The organism is Janthinobacterium sp. PSPC3-1 (genome assembly GCF_049896105.1).
Classification (GTDB): Bacteria; Pseudomonadota; Gammaproteobacteria; order Burkholderiales; family Burkholderiaceae_D; genus Janthinobacterium.
The window spans coordinates 349,305-368,763 of record NZ_JAFCTQ010000002.1 but is presented as its reverse complement, the minus strand read 5'-3'; the positions used below and the strand labels follow the sequence as shown (position 1 = coordinate 368,763).

Genomic DNA, 19,459 nt, shown 5'->3' with positions numbered 1-19,459 from the left:
AGCTTTTGCCATTACAATCTGGTCATGAGCACCAGTCCCTTGCCCGCGTCATCCTCCATCCCCCGCTCCGTCTACCTCGGTGGCCTGGCCATCGCTGTCGGCGGGGCGGTGCTGTTTTCCACCAAGGCCATCGTCGCCAAGCTGCTGTACCGCTACCAGATCGATGCGGTCACGGTGATCGCCTTCCGCATGATCTTTTCGCTACCGGTGTTTGCGGTGATTGCCTGGTGGCAGATGCGCACCGAGCCGCCGCTGGCGTGGCGCGACCGCTGGCAGCTGGTGGGCCTGGGCCTGGTCGGCTACTACCTGTCCAGCTATTTCGATTTCCTGGGGCTGCAATATATTTCCGTCGGCCTGGAACGGCTGATTTTGTTCCTCACGCCCACCTTCGTGCTGCTGATCAGCACCGTCTATTTCAAGCACGCCATCAGCCGCCTGCAGTGGCTGGCGCTGCTGACCTCGTATTGCGGCATCGTGCTGGTCTTCGTGCATGACCTGCAATCGGGCGCCAGCAATATCGTGCTCGGTTCGACCCTGGTACTGGGTTCGGCCTGTTCGTATGCCGTCTACCTGCTGGGCTCTGGCGAACTGGTGAAACGCATCGGCGCCATGCGGCTGGTGTCGTACGCGATGTGCGTGGCCAGCTTTGCCTGCATCGCCCAGTTCTTTATCCTGCGCCCGGTCGGCATGCTGATACAACCGGCGCCCGTGTATGGCTGGTCGCTGGTGAACGGCATCTTTTGCACCGTGCTGCCGGTGTTCATGACCATGATCGCCGTCGAGCGCATCGGCGCGCCCGTCGCTTCGCAGGCCGGCATGATCGGCCCCGTCTCGACCTTGTTCCTGGGCGCCATGATCCTCGACGAAGCGATCACCGGCTGGCAGCTGGCCGGCACCGGCCTGGTATTGGCCGGCATCTACCTGCTTTCCAAGAAAAAATAATCCTTCCAACCAAAGAGACGGCACCACCATGAAAACACGCATCGCCCTGATTGCCCACGACAAGAAAAAAGATGACATGATCACCCTGGCGGGCGAATACCGGGACTTCCTTGCCAGCTGCGAGCTGACGGCCACCGGCACCACGGGCGGACGCCTGATCAACGAGCTGGGCCTGGCGGTCGAGCGCAAGCATTCGGGCCCCTTCGGCGGCGACCTGCAGATCGGCGCGCTGCTGGTCGAAGGCCTGATCGATTGCGTGATCTTCCTGCGCGACCCGATGACGCCGCAGCCGCACGAACCGGACATCAACGCCCTGGTGCGCGCCTGCGACGTGCACAATGTGGCGTGCGCCACCAATCTGTCGACGGCCCATCTGGTGCTGTCGCAACTGCAAGCGCTGGCCAGGGCCGATGCCCAGGCGGCTTGAACCCTAATCTCAGGAGATGACGATGACAGAAACGATAACCACGAAAGCCATCCGCATGCACCGCACGGGTGGCCCCGAAGTGATGGAGTATGTCGACGTGGAGCTGGCGCCGCCCGGCCCCGGCGAAGCGCGCGTGAAGCATGAGGCGATCGGCCTCAATTTCATCGACGTGTATTTCCGCACCGGCCTGTATCCGCAGCTGCTGCCGGCCGGCCTGGGCGTGGAGGGCGCGGGCATTGTCGAGGCGGTGGGCGAGGGCGTCACCGACATCAAGGTGGGCGACAGGGTGGCGTATGCGGCGCGCATCAATGGCGCGTATGCCGAGCAGCGCAATATCCCGGCGGCCCTGCTGCTGGCGCTGCCCGACCGCATCGGTTTCGACACGGCCGCCGCCATGATGCTGCAAGGCCTGACGGTGCAATACCTGTTTCACCGCACGGTGGCCCTGAAGGCGGGCGACACGATTCTGTTCCACGCGGCGGCCGGCGGCGTTGGCCTGATCGCCTGCCAGTGGGCGAAAGTGCTGGGCGTGAACCTGATCGGCACGGTCGGCTCGGACGACAAGGCGCAGCTGGCGCTGGCCCATGGCGCGGCCCACGTCATCAACTACAACACGGAAAACTTTGTCGAGCGCGTGCGCGAGATCACGGGCGGCAAGGGTGTCTCGGTGGTGTATGACTCGATCGGCAAGGACACCTTCACCGGCTCGCTCGACTGCCTGGCGCCGCTGGGCATGATGGTCAGCTTCGGCAATGCCTCCGGCCCGGTGCCGGCATTTACCTTGAGCGAACTGGCGTCGCGCGGCTCGCTGTTCATCACGCGCCCGGCCCTGTTCAGTTATGCCTCGGACCGCGAAAAGCTTGAAGAGATGTCCGCTTCGCTGTTCGGCGTCGTCAGCAGCGGCGAAGTGCAGGTCGAAGTGCGCCAGCGCTACAAGCTGGCCGATATCGCCCAGGCCCACCGCGACCTGGAAGCGCGCAAGACCTCCGGCTCCACCATCATCGTGCCATGAGCAGCGGCGACGACGGCAACCCGAAATTCGGCCGCCTGCTGATCGTGCTGCTGCTGGCCGTGGCGCTGGTGGGCGCGATCACGTTCGCGACCGAAGCCTATTACATGTAAATCCGTGGACGTAAAAAAAACCGGCCTGGCACTTCACGGTGCCAGCCGGTTTTTTTGATGCATCGGTGATTTACTCGACCTTGACTTCCACCTTGCGCGGCACGCCGCTGCGGCCCGGGAAATCGGCAAAGGCGCTGGCAACCATGGCCGGCATCACTTGCGGCGTGGCGCGCTTGCCGCTGGTCGAATGCACGCTCACGTCGTACAGTTTCTTGCCCGTGTTTTCATTGATCGTCACGCGCAGTTCGCGTTCGAATTTATGGCGCACGGTTTCTTCCACTTCCATCGGACCGCCCCAGAACGGGCTGTAGCCGAAACGGCCGTAGCCGGGCCAGGCGCCGTAGCGATAGCCATAACGGCCAGGCCAGTAGCCGGGACCGTACCAGAACGGATCGGTGGCCTGCAGCACGCGCTCAGGCACATCCATGGTGCCAAAGCGCATGCTGATGCGCAGCTTGGCGCTGTCCGGGCCCGACGCTTCGCCAAAGCCATGCTTGGCCAGTTCGGCGCGCACCAGGTTCTGGTAGCTGCGGTATTCCAGCGTGTCTTCCTCGGCGGGCGGCGCCACGAAGACATACGATTTGTCGTTCTGCTGGGCCGGCCAGTCGTGGAACGCCGTGACATCGCTGCGGATAGTGGTGGCGCAGCCGGTCAGCAGCACCGTCAGCGCAGTCATTAATATGGCCAGGTATCTCATTGCCGAATCTCCTCAATATGTATCCACCACTTGGCAGACGCAATTCATCGCTTTACAGTGTAAGACTACGCCATTCCAGTGCTGATTATTATTACAGATTGTTACCCTGTGTGTTCGCTGGCTCGCAATTGCCGATATTCATTTGCGTAAATGGCGCAAATCAAGGCCAAATCAGGCACGCCGGGGGCTGGTATTGGTAAAATAGGCTTTTGCCTCCGCTCCCATTCCATCCCTATGCGCACAGACAGCCCTCAGACGATTTACCGCCAGGACTACACGCCGCCCAGCTATCTGGTCGACACCGTGGAACTGGGTTTCGATCTCGATCCCGCCCGCACGATAGTGGCGAGCCGGATCCGCATGCATCACAATCCCGACAGCACCAGCCGCAGCATCGAACTGCACGGCGAGCATATCGAACTGGTACAGGTGCGCCTGAATGGCAAAGTACTCAAGCCGTCGCAATACAAGCTGACGGCCAGCATGCTGACCATTCCGAAAGCGCCCGACGATGTCGAACTCGATATCGAAACCATCCTCGCGCCGCAGGACAATACGTCCCTGTCCGGCCTGTATGTATCGAACCATAACTTCTTCACCCAGTGCGAAGCCGAGGGTTTTCGCCGCATCACCTTCTTCCCGGACCGCCCGGACGTGATGGCGAAATACACCGTCATGCTGCGCGCCGACAAGGAGCAATATCCGGTGCTGCTGTCGAACGGTAACCTGATCGAAGAGGGCGACCTCGGTGACGGCCGCCATTACGCCAAGTGGGAAGATCCGTTCAAGAAGCCTTCCTATCTGTTCGCGCTGGTCGCCGCGCGCCTGGTCTGCCAGGAAGAGCGCTACACGCTCAACTCGGGCCGCGAAGTGCTGCTGCAGGTATGGGTCGAAGACGGCAACCTCGATAAAACCGACTACGCCATGCAGTCGCTGAAAAACTCGATCCGCTGGGACGAAGAGCGCTTCGGCCTGGAGCTGGACCTGGACCGCTTCATGATCGTCGCCGTCGGCGACTTCAACATGGGCGCGATGGAAAACAAGGGCCTGAACATCTTCAACACCAAATACGTGCTGGCCAACTCGCGCGTGGCCACCGACGTCGATTACGCCGGCATCGAAGCGGTGGTGGGCCACGAATATTTTCACAACTGGACCGGCAACCGCGTGACGTGCCGCGACTGGTTCCAGTTGTCGCTGAAAGAAGGCCTGACGGTGTTCCGCGACCAGGAATTCTCGGCCGACATGATCGGCACCGACACCGGCCGCGCCGTGACCCGCATCGACCAGGTGCGGACCCTGCGCCAGGCGCAGTTCCCGGAGGACGCCGGCCCGATGGCGCACCCGGTGCGCCCCGACTCCTTCGTCGAGATCAACAATTTTTACACCGTCACGATCTACGAAAAAGGCGCCGAAGTGGTGCGCATGTATCAGACCCTGGTGGGCCGCGAGGGCTTCCGCAAGGGCATGGACCTGTATTTCGAACGCCACGATGGCCAGGCCGTGCAGTGCGACGACTTCCGCGCCGCCATGGCCGATGCCAACGGCCGCGACTTCAATCAGTTCGAACGCTGGTACAGCCAGGCCGGCACACCCATCGTGCAAGCCGAAACGCGCTACGACGCCGCCGGAAAAACCTTCGAGCTGACCCTGCGGCAAAGCTGCCCGGCCACGCCCGGCCAGGCCGAAAAGCTGCCGTTCCATATTCCCGTCACCGTGGGGCTCTTGGGCGCCGATGGCCGCGACCTGCCTTTGCAGCTGGAAGGCGGCGATGTCATCACCGGCACCAGCGCCGTGCTGGAACTGACCGAAGGCTGGCAGACCTTCCGCTTCATCAATGTGGAAGAACTGCCCGTGCCGTCGCTGCTGCGCGACTTTTCCGCGCCGGTGGTGCTGGAATATGCCTACACCGACGCCGAACTGCTGCACCTGTTCCGCCACGACAGCGACCCTGTCAACCGCTGGGAAGCGGGCCAGCGCCTGGCCATGGCGCGCCTGCTGACACTGACGGCGCAAGTGGCCGCCGGCGAAACGCTGGCGCTGGACGACACCTTTATCGAAGCGCAGCGCGCGCTGCTGGCCGACGAGACGCTGGACCCGGCCTTCCGCGAGCTGGCCCTGATCCTGCCGTCGGAGACCATCATCGCCGAGCGCATGGCGCAGGTCGACCCGCAGGCGATCCACACGGCGCGCCAGTTCATGCGCCGCACGATTGCCGCCGCACTGAAACCGGAACTGCTGGCGCAATACCACGCCAACCAGACGCCGGGCGACTACAGCCCCGACGCCCTGTCGGCCGGCAAGCGCGCGCTAAAAAACCTGGCGCTCGCTTACCTCCTGATCGCACCGGAAGCGGACGAACTGGCGCTGGCGCAGCAGCAGTTCGACGGCGCCGGCAACATGACCGACCGCGCGGCCGCGCTGGGCGCCCTGATCCACTCCGGCGCCCAGGAAGCGTCGCAAGCGGCCCTGACCAGTTTCTACAGCGACTTCCAGGGCGAAGCGCTGGTGGTGGACAAATGGTTCGCCATGCAGGCGGCCGCACCGACCACCGACCTGGCGGCCGTGCGCGAGCTGATGACGCATCCGGCCTTCACCTTGAAGAACCCGAACCGCGCGCGCAGCCTGATCTTCAATTTCACCAACGGCAATCCGTCGCAGTTCCACGCGCCGGACGGCAGCGGCTACGCCTACTGGGCCGAGCAGGTGATCGCGCTCGACGCGTTAAATCCGCAAGTGGCGGCGCGCCTGGCGCGCTCGATGGACCGCTGGCGCCGCTACCTGCCGGCCCTGCAAACCCATATGCGCGCCGCGCTGGAACAGGTCGCCGGCCAGGCCAGCCTGTCGAACGACGTGATGGAAGTCGTTTCCAAGGCGTTGGCGAACTAATACTGCAGTCATTATTAAAACAAAAGGGAAGTCATGAAACGCATCAGTCTTACGCAATATCTGGTTGAAGAACAGCGCTCGAACAACAGCATCCCGGCCGAACTGCGCCTGTTGATCGAAGTCGTCGCGCGCGCCTGCAAGACCATCAGCCACGCGGTGGGCAAGGGCGCCCTGGGCGAAGTGCTGGGCACGGCCGATACGGAAAACGTGCAGGGCGAAGTACAGAAAAAACTCGACATCATCTCCAACGAGATCCTGCTCGAAGCGAACGAATGGGGCGGCCACCTGGCGGCGATGGCGTCGGAAGAAATGGAATCGATCCACCCGATCCCGAACCGCTATCCGAAGGGCGAATACATGCTGCTGTTCGACCCACTGGACGGTTCGTCGAACATCGACGTCAACGTCTCGATCGGCACCATTTTCTCGGTACTGAAAGCGCCGGATGGCATGGGCCAGCCGACCGAACAGGACTTCATGCAGGCCGGCACCAAGCAGGTCGCCGCCGGCTACGCCGTGTACGGCCCGCAAACCATGCTGGTGCTGACCTTCGGCAATGGCGTCAACTGCTTCACGCTGGACCGCGAAATGGGTTCGTGGGTGCTCACGCAAAGCAATATCCAGATTCCGGCCACCACCAAGGAATTCGCCATCAACATGTCGAACGCGCGCCACTGGCACCCGCCCGTGCAGCGCTACGTCAACGAACTGCTGGCCGGCGAAACCGGCCCGCGCGGCACCAATTTCAACATGCGCTGGATCGCCTCGATGGTGGCCGACGTGCACCGCATCCTGAACCGCGGCGGCATCTTCATGTACCCGGCCGACCTGCGCGACACCTCGATGCCGGGCAAGCTGCGCCTGATGTACGAAGCGAACCCGATGGCCTTCATCGTCGAACAGGCCGGCGGCGCCGCCACCGACGGCCAGCAGCGCATCATGGACATCGCCCCGCACAAGCTGCACCAGCGCGTGCCGGTCTACCTGGGCTCGAAAGACGAAGTCGCCCGCGTGACCGCCTACCACCAGGAATAAGCACGAGCTTTCCCCCACACTCTGCAAAAAAGTTCGTGTTGACACTAGCAAATTTTGTGCTTTGTTTGTAGAATGTGGGTCTTCGCCGCTTTAGCTCAGTTGGTAGAGCAGTTCATTCGTAATGAAAAGGTCGCCAGTTCGATTCCGGCAAGCGGCACCAAAGATTCATTAAAAAGCCCGTTTATCTGTAAAGGTAAGCGGGTTTTTTGTTGTTTGTTCAAATACGGCAGTCTGGCCTGATGGTGATTTCGGCTGTTTTCAAGGAGCGTGAGATGGGTAGAATTGCGGTCCTGGCAGGTGTTGCCCACGACATCGCGCATCATGCGGCCAGCAGCCTTGCCTATCTGTCGCCGCATCTCGCCCTGGCGCTGCGCGCGGCACACCAGTAAACGACGCATTCAAAGCTGAGAGTGCTAACCAGAGAATGAGTTGCTATCCGCTGGTTCTCAGGTGCTGACCAGGAGAGGGATAGATTGAGGCCAATCTGATAGTGACGTCACGCGGTCTATGAGAAACCATGACTTGATCTACATGCAAAAAATAAGCCCGCTGTGTGCGGGCTTATTTGGTTTGAGCTCAGAGGTTAAGCTGCTATCTTGATCTGTTCTACTTGATACTTCGGTTCTGCCGCACGCATCGCTGCCACGAACACTTCGTCTCCGACCGATCGGACTGCGTTGCTGATAGCTGTTGATATCATCGCATCGAACGAAACTGGATCTTGCATACGGATAGTAGCCAAGGTCATGTAGTGAATGTTTTTCATAAGTACTCCTATTTTGCTGAAATTACTAGCCAACGCCCATTGAATTCAACTTCGAATTTTTCTGCCGCTAAGGTCTCAAGCTGCTCTTTGATCGCCTTGAGTAAGGCTGACAAATTATTGTCGCGTCCATACAACTTCACGACGCGCGCATTGTGGCTATTTGTCAACTGCAGCGTCCCCGTGATAGCTGCTGTGTACATACCCACAACAGCAAGAATTTTTTCAGGCTTGCCATCAATCTCTGCCGGGGAAAACTCAGGACTTAGTTTAATACTGAGCATCTTCAGCCAGCCAACATCTGGTCCAGCTCTCTTTGTGTACACAATTTCTAAGATCGCGAGTGCTGTATCTTCACCATTCATGATGGCATATGCTAGTGAATCGCCTTGCACTGTTTCGTACTCTAAGTGTGATGCAGTCCAGTCAAGCGTAACCTCATAGTCAAGAACTGGCATATCAAGTTCTGTTGCAGATGCAAGCCATGCCTGCCTAGTTACTGCGAGTGATTCTTGCGTGAATTTACAGACTCTCATCGTAATCTTAGGATGTGGCGCTAATTTGTCAATGGTCAGAAGAGATGGAAAAACCGGACTTTTTGCCCGGTTTTGTGTATGCATTTTCAGATGCATCATCTCTGTGTTGACACTGTTTTTCGTGTCAATAAGCATGATCATACATCAAAAAAATACTACCAGCATATTTATCCATTGAATTCAAGCCTTACATGACGATTTCTTTGACGTGTTTTGCATCGTTATGCGGCATGACTTGCTGTCCATGCGATCATCTCACTTGCTGTATGAAGTGATTGGGCCATTTCTAACGTTAGAAGCAGGATATGTTTAGCGAAAGCGGGTAGGTAGACGCTACCTTAGCCCGTTGGATCCATGCAGCGCTTCAGGTAGATGCCGATGTTTACCCCATAAATTGCCTTTGACGGCATTGGTGCGAGTGTGTAATTCGGCAGGCGTTGCAGCATCTTCTCCGACAGTTTTCGGTAGTCATCAGCTCTCCTTAGGTGGTGTATGGCTGGTTCGGTGATCAGTGTGGAGCTGTAACTCATGGGGGAGCAACTGGGAGCTGTGCAGACGTCTGCACTTTTAATGTCCTTGAGGCTCGCAGTCTAGTCGGCTGTTTCTTTGCACTTGAGATACGTGTGTGTACTTCGGCAGACGCTGCAGCATCTTCTTCGACAGTTTTCGGTAGCTATCAGCTCTCCTTATGTGATGTGCGGTCGGTTCGGTGGGTTGGTGCGGAGTTGTACCTCATGGGGGCAGTTGGGATATGTGCAGACGTCTGCACTTTTATGTCCTTGAGGTACTTGTAACGAAAACACACAACAAGCGTGCCATCTCATATGACCGCTTTCTTAGTACAACTTGCTAAGTGAGTACGCTACCGTCCATAGCCCAACCCACTCTTCACGCTACGATACGTGCATGCACCGCCCCGGTGACGATGATCAAGCGACCCCGCCATGCCAACCACTGCTGTTGCACCCGACGCCCCGTTTTTCATCGCGCTCAATGCCGGCTCCGGTCATGACGAGACGGAGGAACGGCGTTCGACCATCGAGTCGGTGCTAGGCGCGGCTGGCCGGCGGTTTTACCTGACCATGATCGACCAGCCGGACACCATCGACGAGGTCGCCGCGAGGCTGGCGCAGCAAGCTGCGGATGCTGGCGGGGTGCTGGTGGCGGCCGGTGGCGATGGCACCATCAATGCCGTGGCGCGCCAGGCGATCGCGCATGGCTGTGCGTTCGGGGTGCTGCCGCAAGGCACGTTCAATTATTTTGGCCGCACCCACGGCATACCCGAGGATTTGAGCGAGGCGGTACATGCGCTGCTCGTGGCGCGGCTGCATCCGGTGCAGGTCGGCATGGTCAATGACCGCGTGTTCCTGGTCAATGCCAGCATCGGCCTGTATCCGAAGATGCTGGAAGAGCGCGAAGTGGACAAGAAGCAGTTTGGCCGCAGCCGCCTGGTAGCGGGGCTGTCGGCCCTGAAAACCATCCTCAGCCCGCATCGCCGCTTGCGCCTGGTATTGAATCTGGACGGCAAATTGCAGCGCATGCGTACCGCTACGTTTTTTGTCGGTAATAACCGACTGCAAATGGAGCAGGTCGGCATTCCACCGCTCAGCGCCGCGCTGGAAGATGGTCACCTGGCTGCCGTGGCGCCACGCACCAAAGGCAAGCTGGGCATGTTGTGGCTGATGCTGCATGGCGTGCTGGGCCAACTGGGGCGCCTGGATCATGCCGAGCAGCTGGCCACCTTCAGTTTCAAGCACATGCAGGTGAAGGTGCGCACCTTGTCGCGGCGCCGCAAGATCAAGGTGGCGACCGATGGCGAGGTCAGCTACATGGGCAATCCGCTGGAGTTTCGCGTGCTCGATGAGCAGTTGTTGCTGTTGAAGCCTCATGCGTCACCGGTGTCCGAATCACCTCCTGGCCGGCCGCCCGCATTCGCCCCCGGACTGGCCGATATCCGTTAGCGGACGCCGCCTTGCAGCTTATTGGCACTGCAGCAGTGGTGCCCAGGTGCAGTGCTCTCGATACCATTCGGGATAAAAGATGATGACATGCTGATTCGGCGGCAAGGCAGGCAGGTTTGCTATCTGCGCTTCCATCGTCTTTCCGGTTTCGAGGTCGATCATGCCGAAATTGAAATCTGGCAAAGCCGGGTCTTGCGGAACGCGATAGTCTTTTTGCCAGAATATGGCAAGTTGGCGGCCATCGGGACTCTGTCCCATCACCGAGTAAGTGAGGTTACGGAACTTGGGCAGCATGAAGACCTCGGCTGTCCTGGTGTCGACGACGACATTCGCATCATGATATAGCCGGTCATCCGAAAGGCGCCGTTGCTCGCCGTGGACCTCGCCGACAAAACGCGATGACCATGCCGAGCTGTCACCGCTGACAACAAACCAGCCAATATTGTTATTGCCCAGGTCCGCAGTGACCAGCCACCCGGCATTATTGCCAAGCAGATCAAGCGCCCTGAATTCCTCAATGGACCGCGTTCTGTCCCCATGCGGGTATTCTTTCTCGAACCGCAAGGCGACATGCTTGTCCTTGTGGATCAGGGTTTGATAGGTCATCGTATCCGTGCCGCCGTGTTCGTAGCGTTTCTGGCTGTAGGTCACGGTATGGTGCCTGAGGCTGTTTGCCATGCCCGGCGCCAGGCGCGGCAGCGCTACCGGCTGCGCGCATGAGAGCATGCTGCGATCCTGGTGGGCGCGGGCCAGGTTCTCGCTGTCAGTGCCTGGACGGATATCGCCGATCAGACTGGCACAGACGAAGTTGTCCGGACGCATGTAAATTTCAATAATGGTGCCATCGGCCTGCTCCACTTTTACCGGCAAGGTCGCGCGGTACCAGGTGGCGCGGCCTTCGCCGGCTATCCATTCGAGCGTGATGGAGCGTTCTTTTTTGAATGATTCCACGCTGCCAAATAGATTGGCGCTTTGATCCGGGATGCGTTCCCTTGACACGGCATGATGTCCGGTGTTGCTCAGCACCACAGGCGAGATGACTGGCTTGCCTGAATAATTATAGATGGCGTACGCACCCTTGTCGTCCGAGCTGCAGGCGCTCAATGCAGCTGCGGCGCACAGCAGCAAGATCGGGTCAGGACGCCGGGCCAGGCGCTTCATGCCAGCAACAAGCCCGCCTGATATTAAGCTCACTAACAATCCTTTCATATGGACGGCCCCGGTGTTGCCACGCAGGGCAGGTATCGTCATCAACCCCGCGACACGGCGTGCCTGGCCCATGCACATTACCCTAACACAACTCCTGTCAATGTTAATGATTGGTCAATTGTGCGGGCAAGGGGGGGTAGCCAATGCTTTAAATCCACTGATCATTCTCCACCGTCCGCTCGTCCGCCGCGCCATCGCCCGTGTTGACCACGCCGCGCGGCTCGATCAGCAGCAGCCGGGTTTCGGCGGCGGCGCCGGGCTTGTGCTCGACGCCCCTTGGTACCACCGCCATCTGGCCGGCGGTCAGCACGATGACGTGATTGTCCGCATAGCCGGGGCCGCGCAGGGCGATGTGCAACTCTCCTTTCAGCACGATAAAGGTCTCGTCAGTATCGGCATGACGGTGCCACTGGAAGTCGCCTTGCACTTTCACCACCTTGAACTGGTAGTCATTCATTTCGGCGACCACGCGCGGCTGCCAGTGGCCGTCGATCAGGTCGATTTTGGCTGACAGGTCGATCGACTGGCCCTGGCCGCGCGTGCTGGTGATAATGGACATGCTGTGCTCCGTTGAAGTGGTGATCCACTCAGAGTACGCAGGCGCCGCCAGCCCGTATTGAACGATCGTGGGTGTTTTTAAAGGGCTATGTCATCGAAAGCAGTGGGAACGCCAAGCAGTTGCTGAGGTCTAACTGATCAGGTATTTCCTTCCAGGAGCCGATCGTGGACACAGCCCAGTGGCAGATTTTCGCCCAACAATTTTCACAACTATCGCATCGCCAGCGTATTGCCAGCAGCAACTTGTTGCGCAGCGGCGCGCCGCAGGAGGCGGCTGTCTCCCTGATTGAGCAGATAGCACAAGCGCAACTGCATTGCCCCGCCTGCCAATCGACCCATTTCCACCGCCACGGCCAGGCCCACGGCCTGCAACGCTATCGCTGTGTTCCTTGTGGCAAAACGTTCAACGCCTTGACGGGCACGCCGCTGGCACATTTGCACCATAAAGAGCGATGGCTGGTTTATGCCGACTGCCTGCTCAACTCGTTTTCGGTGCGCAAGGCCGCCGCGCAAGTAAATGTCCATCGCAATACCAGCTTTCGCTGGCGCCATCGTTTTCTCGTGCTGGCCAAGACCGACCGGCCACGCTGTCTGCACGGCATTGCCGAGGCCGACGAGATGTATGTACTGGAGTCGCAAAAAGGTTCACGGCATCTGACGCGGCCGACACGCAAGCGGGGTGGGACTGCCCGCAAGCGCGGCATTTCGGATGAGCAAGTATGCATCCTGGTGGCGCGTGACCGCACCGGGCAAACCGTCGATTTCGTCACTGGCCTGGGCCAGCTGACCAAGGCCAAGCTGCACGCCTGCCTGCCGCCGGTGATCGACCGCGACATTTTGTTGGTCAGCGATGGCCATCCGGCCTATCCCGTGTTTGCCAGGGAGATCGGCATCCAGCATGAAGCCGTCAACTTGCGGGCCGGCATCCGCGTGCGCGGCACGGTGCACGTGCAGAATGTCAACGCGTATCACAGCCGGCTGCGTGACTGGCTGCGCGCCTTTCATGGCGTCGCGACGCGCTATCTGCCCAACTACCTGGGCTGGCGCTGGATACTGGACGCCAGGAGAATCTTGTCCCCCGAAAGCTTGCTCAGGGCCACCTTGGGTACATTCCCACATTTGACGGTGACATAGCCTTTTTTTTGCGCCGTCGCCGCAGGGCGATAGCGCTTTACAGTGTGGCGGGCGGGCGCTAAAGTTGCCGCATGCTTAATACTCTCGATACCCATCTGTTGAATGCGACGCCGCGTGGCGGCCTGCGCGGCTGGCCGCGTTTTTTGACCGAATTCCTGTATTTCGGCATCAAGGAGGCGAGGGCCTGCCTGTTCGTCGGGCTGTTCTTCGGCGCCGTGTTCCTGGTGCCGCGCACCGGCATCCTGGGCCTGCCGCGCTACGACGTGCTGCTGCTGGCGGCGCTGGCCATCCAGGGCGCGATGGTCTGGGGCAAGCTGGAAACCTGGGATGAATTAAAGGCCGTGTGCCTGTTCCATGCGGTCGGTTTCGCGCTGGAGGTGTTCAAGGTATCGGGCGGCATCCAGTCCTGGAGCTATCCCGATTTCGCCTGGAGCAAGGTGTTCGGCGTGCCGCTGTTCTCGGGCTTCATGTACGCGGCCGTCGGCAGCTACATCATCCAGACCTGGCGCCTGCTCGACATGCGCATCCGCCACCATCCGCCGTACTGGATGGCGGTGACGATCGCGCTGCTGATCTATGCCAATTTCTTCACGCATCACTATATTGGCGACTACCGCTGGTACCTGGCCGCCTGCGCGCTGGGCCTGTACGCCCGCACCACGGTGGTATTCCGTCCGCTCGACCGCGACCGCGGCATGCCCTTGCTGCTCGGTTTCGTGCTGGTCGGCTTTTTCATCTGGCTGGCCGAAAACATCAGCACCTTCTGGGGCGTGTGGCGCTACCCGAACCAGCTGGGCGCCTGGTCGGCGGTGCACGTCAGCAAATGGAGTTCATGGTCGCTGCTGGTGGTGATGACGTTCACCATCATCGCCCACCTCAAGCACATCAAGCACAGCATTCACATCGCGCGTGCTTAAGCCGGTGATCCCTATTTCAGGATGGCGGCCGTTTCCATGAAGCGCTTGCCGAGCGCGGCCTGCGGGCCGCCCTGCAGCTGTTTCGCGTACTGGCGCAAGACCTCGGCCGAGTAGGTGCGCGAGGTGTCGGACAGCTTGTGCAGCAGCGGCAGCGAACGCTCCAGGTAGGCGCTGCCTTCCTGCCATTTGCCTTGCGCCGACAGGGCCGACGCCAGTTCCACCAGGCGCCGGCCGATGCGCGCATCGCTGCGCGGCAGGGCCGCTTCCTCGGTGGCCAGCGCCTGCTTGTACAGCGCTTCGGCTTCCACATGCTTGCCCAGCAAGCGCTTGATGCGGCCCAGGTTGTACTGGTGCTGCGACAGCAGTTCATCTTTCGCGCCGGCCTTGACGGCGCTGTCGAGCGCCTGCTTGCAGGCCAGTTCGGCTTCGGCCAGCTGGCCCTTGAGCTCGGCCGCATTGCAGGCGTCGTGCTGCATGCTGGAGGCGGCGATCGCCGGGGCCGGATCGGGAGTGGTGGCGCAGGCGGCCAGCAGGCTGGCGGCGCATAACAGGCTGATGGTGGATGTCTTCATGATTTCCTCGTACGGGCGGTGGACACAGGTACATCTCTTGGGAAGGTATGATTAAATATACTATAACTAATTTACTGTGAGCATTTTTTTGCGCGCTTATGCGCGCTGCCCCACACGCTTCATCCTGTTCCTGCGATTGACGCTGCTTGCCCGCTTCAGGGATACTCCGTTCTCCTCATCCACTACGGCGCCGCCATGACCCGCACCATCCTGATCGTCGAAGATGAACAGGCGATCGCCGACAGCATCGCCTATGCGTTGCGCACCGATGGTTTCACGCCGCGCCACGTGATGCTCGGCGAGCAGGCGCTTGCCGTCTTGCGCAGTGAGGATGCGCCACAGCTGGTGGTGCTCGATATCGGCCTGCCCGACATGAGCGGGCTGGAGGCATGCCGCCAGCTGCGCCAGTTTTCCGACGTGCCGGTGATCTTCCTGACCGCCCGCAGCGATGAAATCGACCGCATCGTGGGGCTGGAAATCGGCGCCGACGACTATGTGACGAAACCGTTTTCGCCGCGCGAACTGGTGGCGCGCATCCGCGTTATTTTGCGCCGCGCCAGGGTGGCGCAGACGCCGCCGGACGCTGGCAAGCCGATAGTCGCCGGCGCTTCCCGCTTTGAATTGCGGGGCCTGGAAGCGCGCGTGCTGTTCCACGGCCAGCCGCTGGACCTGACCCGCTACGAATACCTGCTGCTGAAAACCCTGCTCGAGCATCCCGGCCACGTGCTGTCGCGCGCGCAGCTGATGGAGCGCGTCTGGAGCGGCGCGCCCGACACGCTCGAGCGCACGGTCGACGCGCATGTCAAATCGCTGCGCGCCAAGCTGCGCGCCGTCGATGCGCGGGAAGAGCCGATCCAGACCCACCGCGGCCTGGGCTACAGCCTGGCCGGCGCCTGACATGAAGATCGGCCTGCGCATCCTGTGCGGCTATTTCCTGGTGGTGGGCCTGGCCGCGTGGTTCCTGCTCAATGTGTTCATGGAGCAGGTCAAGCCCGGCGTGCGCTCGACCCTGGAAGACACCCTGGTCGACACCTCGCAGCTGCTGGCCGCGCTGGTGGCGAACGATATCCGCGATGGCCGCCTCGACGACTCGGTGGTGCTGCAGCGCATGCAGCACTATGCGCAGCGGGCCATCGACGTGAATATCAACGGCGTGCGCAAGCGGACGCTCGACTACCGCATCTATATCACCGACCGGCATGGCGTGGTGCTGTTCGATACCAGCGGGCGCGACGTGGGAAAAGACTATTCGCGCTGGAACGATGTGTATCTCACCTTGCAGGGGAAATACGGCGCGCGCAGCACGCGTTCGATTCCGGACCAGGACATGTCGACCGTGATGCACGTGGCCGCGCCGATCCGCGATGGCGACGCCATCATTGGCGTGCTGACGGTGGCCAAGCCGAACGCCAGCGTGCAGGCCTTTGTGGAGCGCAGCCAGCGCATCATCCTGCAGCGCGGCGCGATCCTGCTGCTGCTTTCCTTGCTGATCGGCCTGGCGTTCGCGTGGTGGTTGCACCATGCGCTGGGCAAGCTGATGGACTATATCGCCGCCGTGGAGGACGGCCGCAAGGTGGCGCTGCCGGCGCTGGGGCGCAGCGAGATCGGCATCCTGGGCCGCGCGCTGGACGCCATGCGCACGCGGCTGGAAGGCAAGGAATATGTCGAGCAGCTGATGCACACCTTGACGCATGAACTGAAAAGCCCGATCGCCGCCATCCAGGCCTCGGCCGAGCTGCTGCAGGAAGACATGCCGGCCGCCGAACGCACGCGTTTCCTGGGCAATATCCTCGAGCAGAACGCGCGCCAGCGGCAGCTGATCGACAAGCTGCTGGCCCTGGTGCGGGTGGAAAAGCAGCAGCGCCTCGACGCTCCCGAACCGATCGCGGTGGCGCCGCTCCTGGAACAGGTGGCGCAGGATGCGGCCGCCTCGCTGGCGGCGCGTGGCGTGCTGCTGGAGGTCAGCCTCATCGACGCCATGGTGGCCGGCGACGCCTTGCTGCTGCGCCAGGCGCTGGGCAACCTGCTCGACAACGCGATCGGTTTTGCGCCGCCGGGCAGCCGCATCGAGCTGCGGGCGCAACGGGCAGGGCAGGGAGTCGAGATCAGCGTGCGCGACCGCGGCGAGGGCATCCCGGCGTATGCGCAGGAGCGCGTGTTCGACCGTTTCTATTCGCTGCCGCGTCCGTCCTCCGGCAAGAGCACGGGCCTGGGCCTGCCCTTCGTGCGCGAGGTGGCCTCCTTGCATGGCGGTACGGTCACCGTGGGCAACCATGCGGACGGCGGCGCCGTGGCGCGCCTGTGCCTGCCGCTGGCCTGAATTTTTTCCCGCTTCACACAGAACGCATCATCAGCGCATACAGGTTTTCTAGACTGGCCGCCTTACCTACAAGGAATGCGCCATGCAAAAAACTTTACTCATCAAAGCGCTGATCGTGTTCGGCCTGATGCTGCTGATCGGCCTGCCCCTCCTGATGATCCAGGAGACCATCAAGGAGCGCATGCAGTTCCGCCAGGAAGCGGTCGACAGCATCGCCGCCGATTCCGTGCGCGAGCAAACCATCATCGGCCCCATCCTCGTGATTCCGTATGTGGAGCAGTATGACGAGCGGGTCGAGATCGCCGCCGACAAGGACCAGAAAAGCAGCGTGCCGGCGCGCACCGAAGTGCAGCGCCGCGTGATGCAGCGCCGCCTGCTGGTGTACCCGAACAACCTGCTGCAGAACGGCACCATCGAGACGGACCGCCGCTACCGCGGCATCCACCAGGTGCTGGTCTACAGCGGCCAGCATGCCTTCAGGGGCGACTTCACGGTGCCGGGCCTGGATCAGTTGCCGCGCAAGACGGCCGACGCGCGCATCGCCGTCGGCCAGCCCTTTATCGCGCTGTCGATCGAGGACGTGCGCGGCATCCGCAATATCCCGAAGATCGACTGGGGCGGGCGCCTGATCGAGTTCGAGCAGGGCACCAAGCTGTTTGCCTTCCGCAGCGGCCTGCACGCGCCGCTGGGCGCCATGCCGCTGGCAGCGGCGCAGCAGGTCAAGTTCAGCTTCGACCTGGGCCTGAGCGGCATCGAACGCCAGCATTTCGTGCCGGTGGCGAAGAACAACCAGGTCAGCATGAAGTCGAACTGGCCCCATCCGCAGTTTGGCGGGCGCTTCCTGCCATCGCCGAAATATCGTCAGATCAATGCCGACGGCTTCCAGGTCGAATGGGACATCTCGTCGCTGGCCTCGAATGCGCAAACCCAGCTGTCAAGCATCGAAGGCGAATTCAAGGCGCCCGACAGCGCGCCGCTGGGCCAGGTCGACCGTTTCAGTGTGGGCTTCATCGAGCCGATCAATGTATATACACAGTCGGACCGCGCCACCAAATACGGCCTGCTGTTCGTGGCGCTGACGTTTGCCGCCTTCTTCATCTTCGAGATATTGAAGAGCCTGCCGATCCACCCGGTGCAGTATCTGCTGGTCGGCCTGGCCCTGGTGATCTTCTTCCTGCTGCTGGTGGGCCTGGCCGAGCATATCGCTTTCTGGATGGCGTATGCAATCGCGAGTGCCGCCTGTATCGCACTGACCAGCTTTTACCTCACCTACGTGCTGCGCAGCGTGGGCCGCGCGCTCGGCTTTGGCGTGGCGCTGACGGCCCTTTATGGCGCCCTGTATGGCCTGCTGAACTCGGAAAACAACGCCCTGATCATGGGCAGCATCCTGCTGTTCGCCGTGCTGGCGGCCGTGATGGTGGTGACGCGCAAGGTCGACTGGTACCAAGTGGGGAAGGGTGCTGCTTTGCCCGCCGGAAAGGCGCATGAATAGCCGCCGCACGGCCGATTTGTGTTACCTTATCGCTCCTTCGCGGCAATGCCGGCAACTTGCCGCGGAGCGCACAACAACACTTTGACATACCTCGTGTTAACTTGTTGCGTCAAGGGTTTTTGTGCTATATACTAGCCGGCTTCGGTATGGATTCGTCCTTTTTTGAGTCCTACGTTATTTGTAGTTAAACAAGCCCCGCCCAATCGCAGGTGGGAATGGAGAAAAAATGAGCCTAGGCCTTCTCGGTCGCAAGGTTGGTATGATGCGCATTTTCACGGACGAAGGGGATTCGATTCCTGTCACCGTGCTGGACGTATCGAACAACCGTGTTGCGCAAATCAAAACCCCTGAAACAGATGGTTACTCCGCTGTTCAGGTCGCATTCGGTCAACGTCGCGCTTCCCGCGTGACCAAAGCTGTTGCTGGTCATCATGCTAAAGCTGGCGTTGAAGCCGGTACTCTGTTGAAAGAGTTCCGTGTTGATGCTGCTAAAGCCGCCGAATTGAAAGCTGGCGATGTCGTCGCTGCTTCCCTGTTCGAAGTCGGTCAAAAGATCGACGTGCAAGGCGTTACCATCGGTAAAGGCTATGCAGGCGTTATCAAACGTTACCACTTCGCTTCTGGCCGTGCAACGCACGGTAACTCGCGTTCGCACAACGTTCCAGGTTCCATCGGTATGGCGCAAGATCCAGGTCGTGTTTTCCCTGGTAAGCGCATGACCGGTCATCTGGGTGACGTTAACCGTACGATCCAGAACCTCGTGATCGCCCGTATCGATGCCGACCGTCAGCTGCTGCTGGTCAAAGGCGCGATTCCAGGCGCGAAAAATGGCCAGGTAGTTGTCTCGCCAGCCATCAAAACCAAAGCCAAGAAGGGAGCTTAAAC

At 60.6% G+C, this 19,459-nt stretch carries 18 protein-coding genes and 1 tRNA gene; 13 read left to right on the top strand and 6 right to left on the bottom strand.

Annotated features, from left to right (window positions below):
• The first annotated feature begins 24 nt into the window (after window positions 1-24).
• From ACP7B7_RS03925 to ACP7B7_RS03915, 3 genes are read left to right on the top strand one after another with little or no spacing between them, the layout of a single operon-like run.
• Window positions 25-942 carry a DMT family transporter gene (locus ACP7B7_RS03925; RefSeq protein WP_308924670.1) on the top strand — a complete coding sequence of 306 codons (918 nt, stop codon included), beginning with the start codon at window positions 25-27 and terminating at the stop codon, window positions 940-942.
• 28 nt (window positions 943-970) lie between these two features.
• A complete protein-coding gene (locus ACP7B7_RS03920; protein ID WP_426075791.1) occupies window positions 971-1,369 on the top strand; it encodes a methylglyoxal synthase in 399 nt (132 codons plus the stop codon).
• 22 nt (window positions 1,370-1,391) lie between these two features.
• Complete coding sequence (locus tag ACP7B7_RS03915; RefSeq protein WP_426075790.1) at window positions 1,392-2,381, top strand: quinone oxidoreductase family protein; 990 nt, start codon at window positions 1,392-1,394, stop codon at window positions 2,379-2,381.
• 180 nt (window positions 2,382-2,561) lie between these two features.
• Here ACP7B7_RS03915 and ACP7B7_RS03910 read toward each other — a convergent pair whose 3' ends face one another.
• Window positions 2,562-3,167: a DUF4136 domain-containing protein gene (locus ACP7B7_RS03910; protein ID WP_308924673.1), complete on the bottom strand. Its 606-nt coding sequence runs from the start codon at window positions 3,165-3,167 to the stop codon at window positions 2,562-2,564.
• Between the two features lie 255 nt (window positions 3,168-3,422).
• Between ACP7B7_RS03910 and pepN the strand changes: the two genes are divergently transcribed.
• The 3 genes from pepN to ACP7B7_RS03895 all read left to right on the top strand — a co-directional run bounded on the left by pepN (window position 3,423) and on the right by ACP7B7_RS03895 (window position 7,272).
• The gene (pepN, locus tag ACP7B7_RS03905; protein WP_426075789.1) at window positions 3,423-6,077 is read left to right on the top strand and encodes an aminopeptidase N; all 2,655 of its coding nucleotides are present in this window, start codon (window positions 3,423-3,425) and stop codon (window positions 6,075-6,077) included.
• 33 nt (window positions 6,078-6,110) lie between these two features.
• Window positions 6,111-7,112 carry a class 1 fructose-bisphosphatase gene (locus ACP7B7_RS03900; RefSeq protein WP_308924675.1) on the top strand — a complete coding sequence of 334 codons (1,002 nt, stop codon included), beginning with the start codon at window positions 6,111-6,113 and terminating at the stop codon, window positions 7,110-7,112.
• A gap of 84 nt (window positions 7,113-7,196) precedes the next feature.
• Window positions 7,197-7,272, top strand: a tRNA-Thr gene (locus ACP7B7_RS03895).
• 423 nt (window positions 7,273-7,695) lie between these two features.
• On the opposite strand, the gene ACP7B7_RS03890 is transcribed toward ACP7B7_RS03895, so the two are convergent.
• Both ACP7B7_RS03890 and ACP7B7_RS03885 read right to left on the bottom strand, forming a co-directional pair.
• Complete coding sequence (locus tag ACP7B7_RS03890; RefSeq protein WP_426075788.1) at window positions 7,696-7,878, bottom strand: hypothetical protein; 183 nt, start codon at window positions 7,876-7,878, stop codon at window positions 7,696-7,698.
• A gap of 8 nt (window positions 7,879-7,886) precedes the next feature.
• Window positions 7,887-8,546: a hypothetical protein gene (locus ACP7B7_RS03885; protein WP_426075787.1), complete on the bottom strand. Its 660-nt coding sequence runs from the start codon at window positions 8,544-8,546 to the stop codon at window positions 7,887-7,889.
• 809 nt (window positions 8,547-9,355) lie between these two features.
• Here ACP7B7_RS03885 and ACP7B7_RS03880 point away from each other — a divergent pair.
• The gene (locus tag ACP7B7_RS03880; protein ID WP_426075786.1) at window positions 9,356-10,372 is read left to right on the top strand and encodes a diacylglycerol/lipid kinase family protein; all 1,017 of its coding nucleotides are present in this window, start codon (window positions 9,356-9,358) and stop codon (window positions 10,370-10,372) included.
• 18 nt (window positions 10,373-10,390) lie between these two features.
• Here ACP7B7_RS03880 and ACP7B7_RS03875 read toward each other — a convergent pair whose 3' ends face one another.
• Both ACP7B7_RS03875 and ACP7B7_RS03870 read right to left on the bottom strand, forming a co-directional pair.
• Window positions 10,391-11,653 carry a hypothetical protein gene (locus tag ACP7B7_RS03875; RefSeq protein WP_426075785.1) on the bottom strand — a complete coding sequence of 421 codons (1,263 nt, stop codon included), beginning with the start codon at window positions 11,651-11,653 and terminating at the stop codon, window positions 10,391-10,393.
• Between the two features lie 76 nt (window positions 11,654-11,729).
• Window positions 11,730-12,140 carry a cupin domain-containing protein gene (locus tag ACP7B7_RS03870; RefSeq protein WP_308924679.1) on the bottom strand — a complete coding sequence of 137 codons (411 nt, stop codon included), beginning with the start codon at window positions 12,138-12,140 and terminating at the stop codon, window positions 11,730-11,732.
• A gap of 164 nt (window positions 12,141-12,304) precedes the next feature.
• On the opposite strand from ACP7B7_RS03870, the gene ACP7B7_RS03865 reads away from it, so the two are divergent.
• Window positions 12,305-13,273: an IS1595 family transposase gene (locus ACP7B7_RS03865; protein ID WP_426075784.1), complete on the top strand. Its 969-nt coding sequence runs from the start codon at window positions 12,305-12,307 to the stop codon at window positions 13,271-13,273.
• 71 nt (window positions 13,274-13,344) lie between these two features.
• The gene (locus ACP7B7_RS03860; protein ID WP_426075783.1) at window positions 13,345-14,190 is read left to right on the top strand and encodes a DUF817 domain-containing protein; all 846 of its coding nucleotides are present in this window, start codon (window positions 13,345-13,347) and stop codon (window positions 14,188-14,190) included.
• An 11-nt stretch (window positions 14,191-14,201) separates the two neighbouring features.
• Here ACP7B7_RS03860 and ACP7B7_RS03855 read toward each other — a convergent pair whose 3' ends face one another.
• The gene (locus ACP7B7_RS03855; RefSeq protein WP_426075782.1) at window positions 14,202-14,762 is read right to left on the bottom strand and encodes a tetratricopeptide repeat protein; all 561 of its coding nucleotides are present in this window, start codon (window positions 14,760-14,762) and stop codon (window positions 14,202-14,204) included.
• Window positions 14,763-14,957: 195 nt separating this feature from the next.
• Here ACP7B7_RS03855 and creB point away from each other — a divergent pair, with 195 nt between their 5' ends.
• The 4 genes from creB (at window position 14,958) to rplC (ending at window position 19,457) form a co-directional block, all read left to right on the top strand.
• On the top strand, window positions 14,958-15,659 hold the full coding sequence (creB, locus tag ACP7B7_RS03850; RefSeq protein ID WP_426075781.1) for a two-component system response regulator CreB: 702 nt from the start codon (window positions 14,958-14,960) through the stop codon (window positions 15,657-15,659).
• Window position 15,660: 1 nt separating this feature from the next.
• Complete coding sequence (creC, locus tag ACP7B7_RS03845) at window positions 15,661-17,082, top strand: two-component system sensor histidine kinase CreC (protein WP_308923552.1); 1,422 nt, start codon at window positions 15,661-15,663, stop codon at window positions 17,080-17,082.
• An 82-nt stretch (window positions 17,083-17,164) separates the two neighbouring features.
• On the top strand, window positions 17,165-18,574 hold the full coding sequence (gene creD / locus ACP7B7_RS03840; protein ID WP_308923553.1) for a cell envelope integrity protein CreD: 1,410 nt from the start codon (window positions 17,165-17,167) through the stop codon (window positions 18,572-18,574).
• A gap of 226 nt (window positions 18,575-18,800) precedes the next feature.
• Complete coding sequence (gene rplC / locus ACP7B7_RS03835; protein WP_010394393.1) at window positions 18,801-19,457, top strand: 50S ribosomal protein L3; 657 nt, start codon at window positions 18,801-18,803, stop codon at window positions 19,455-19,457.
• The last annotated feature ends 2 nt before the right edge of the window (window positions 19,458-19,459 follow it).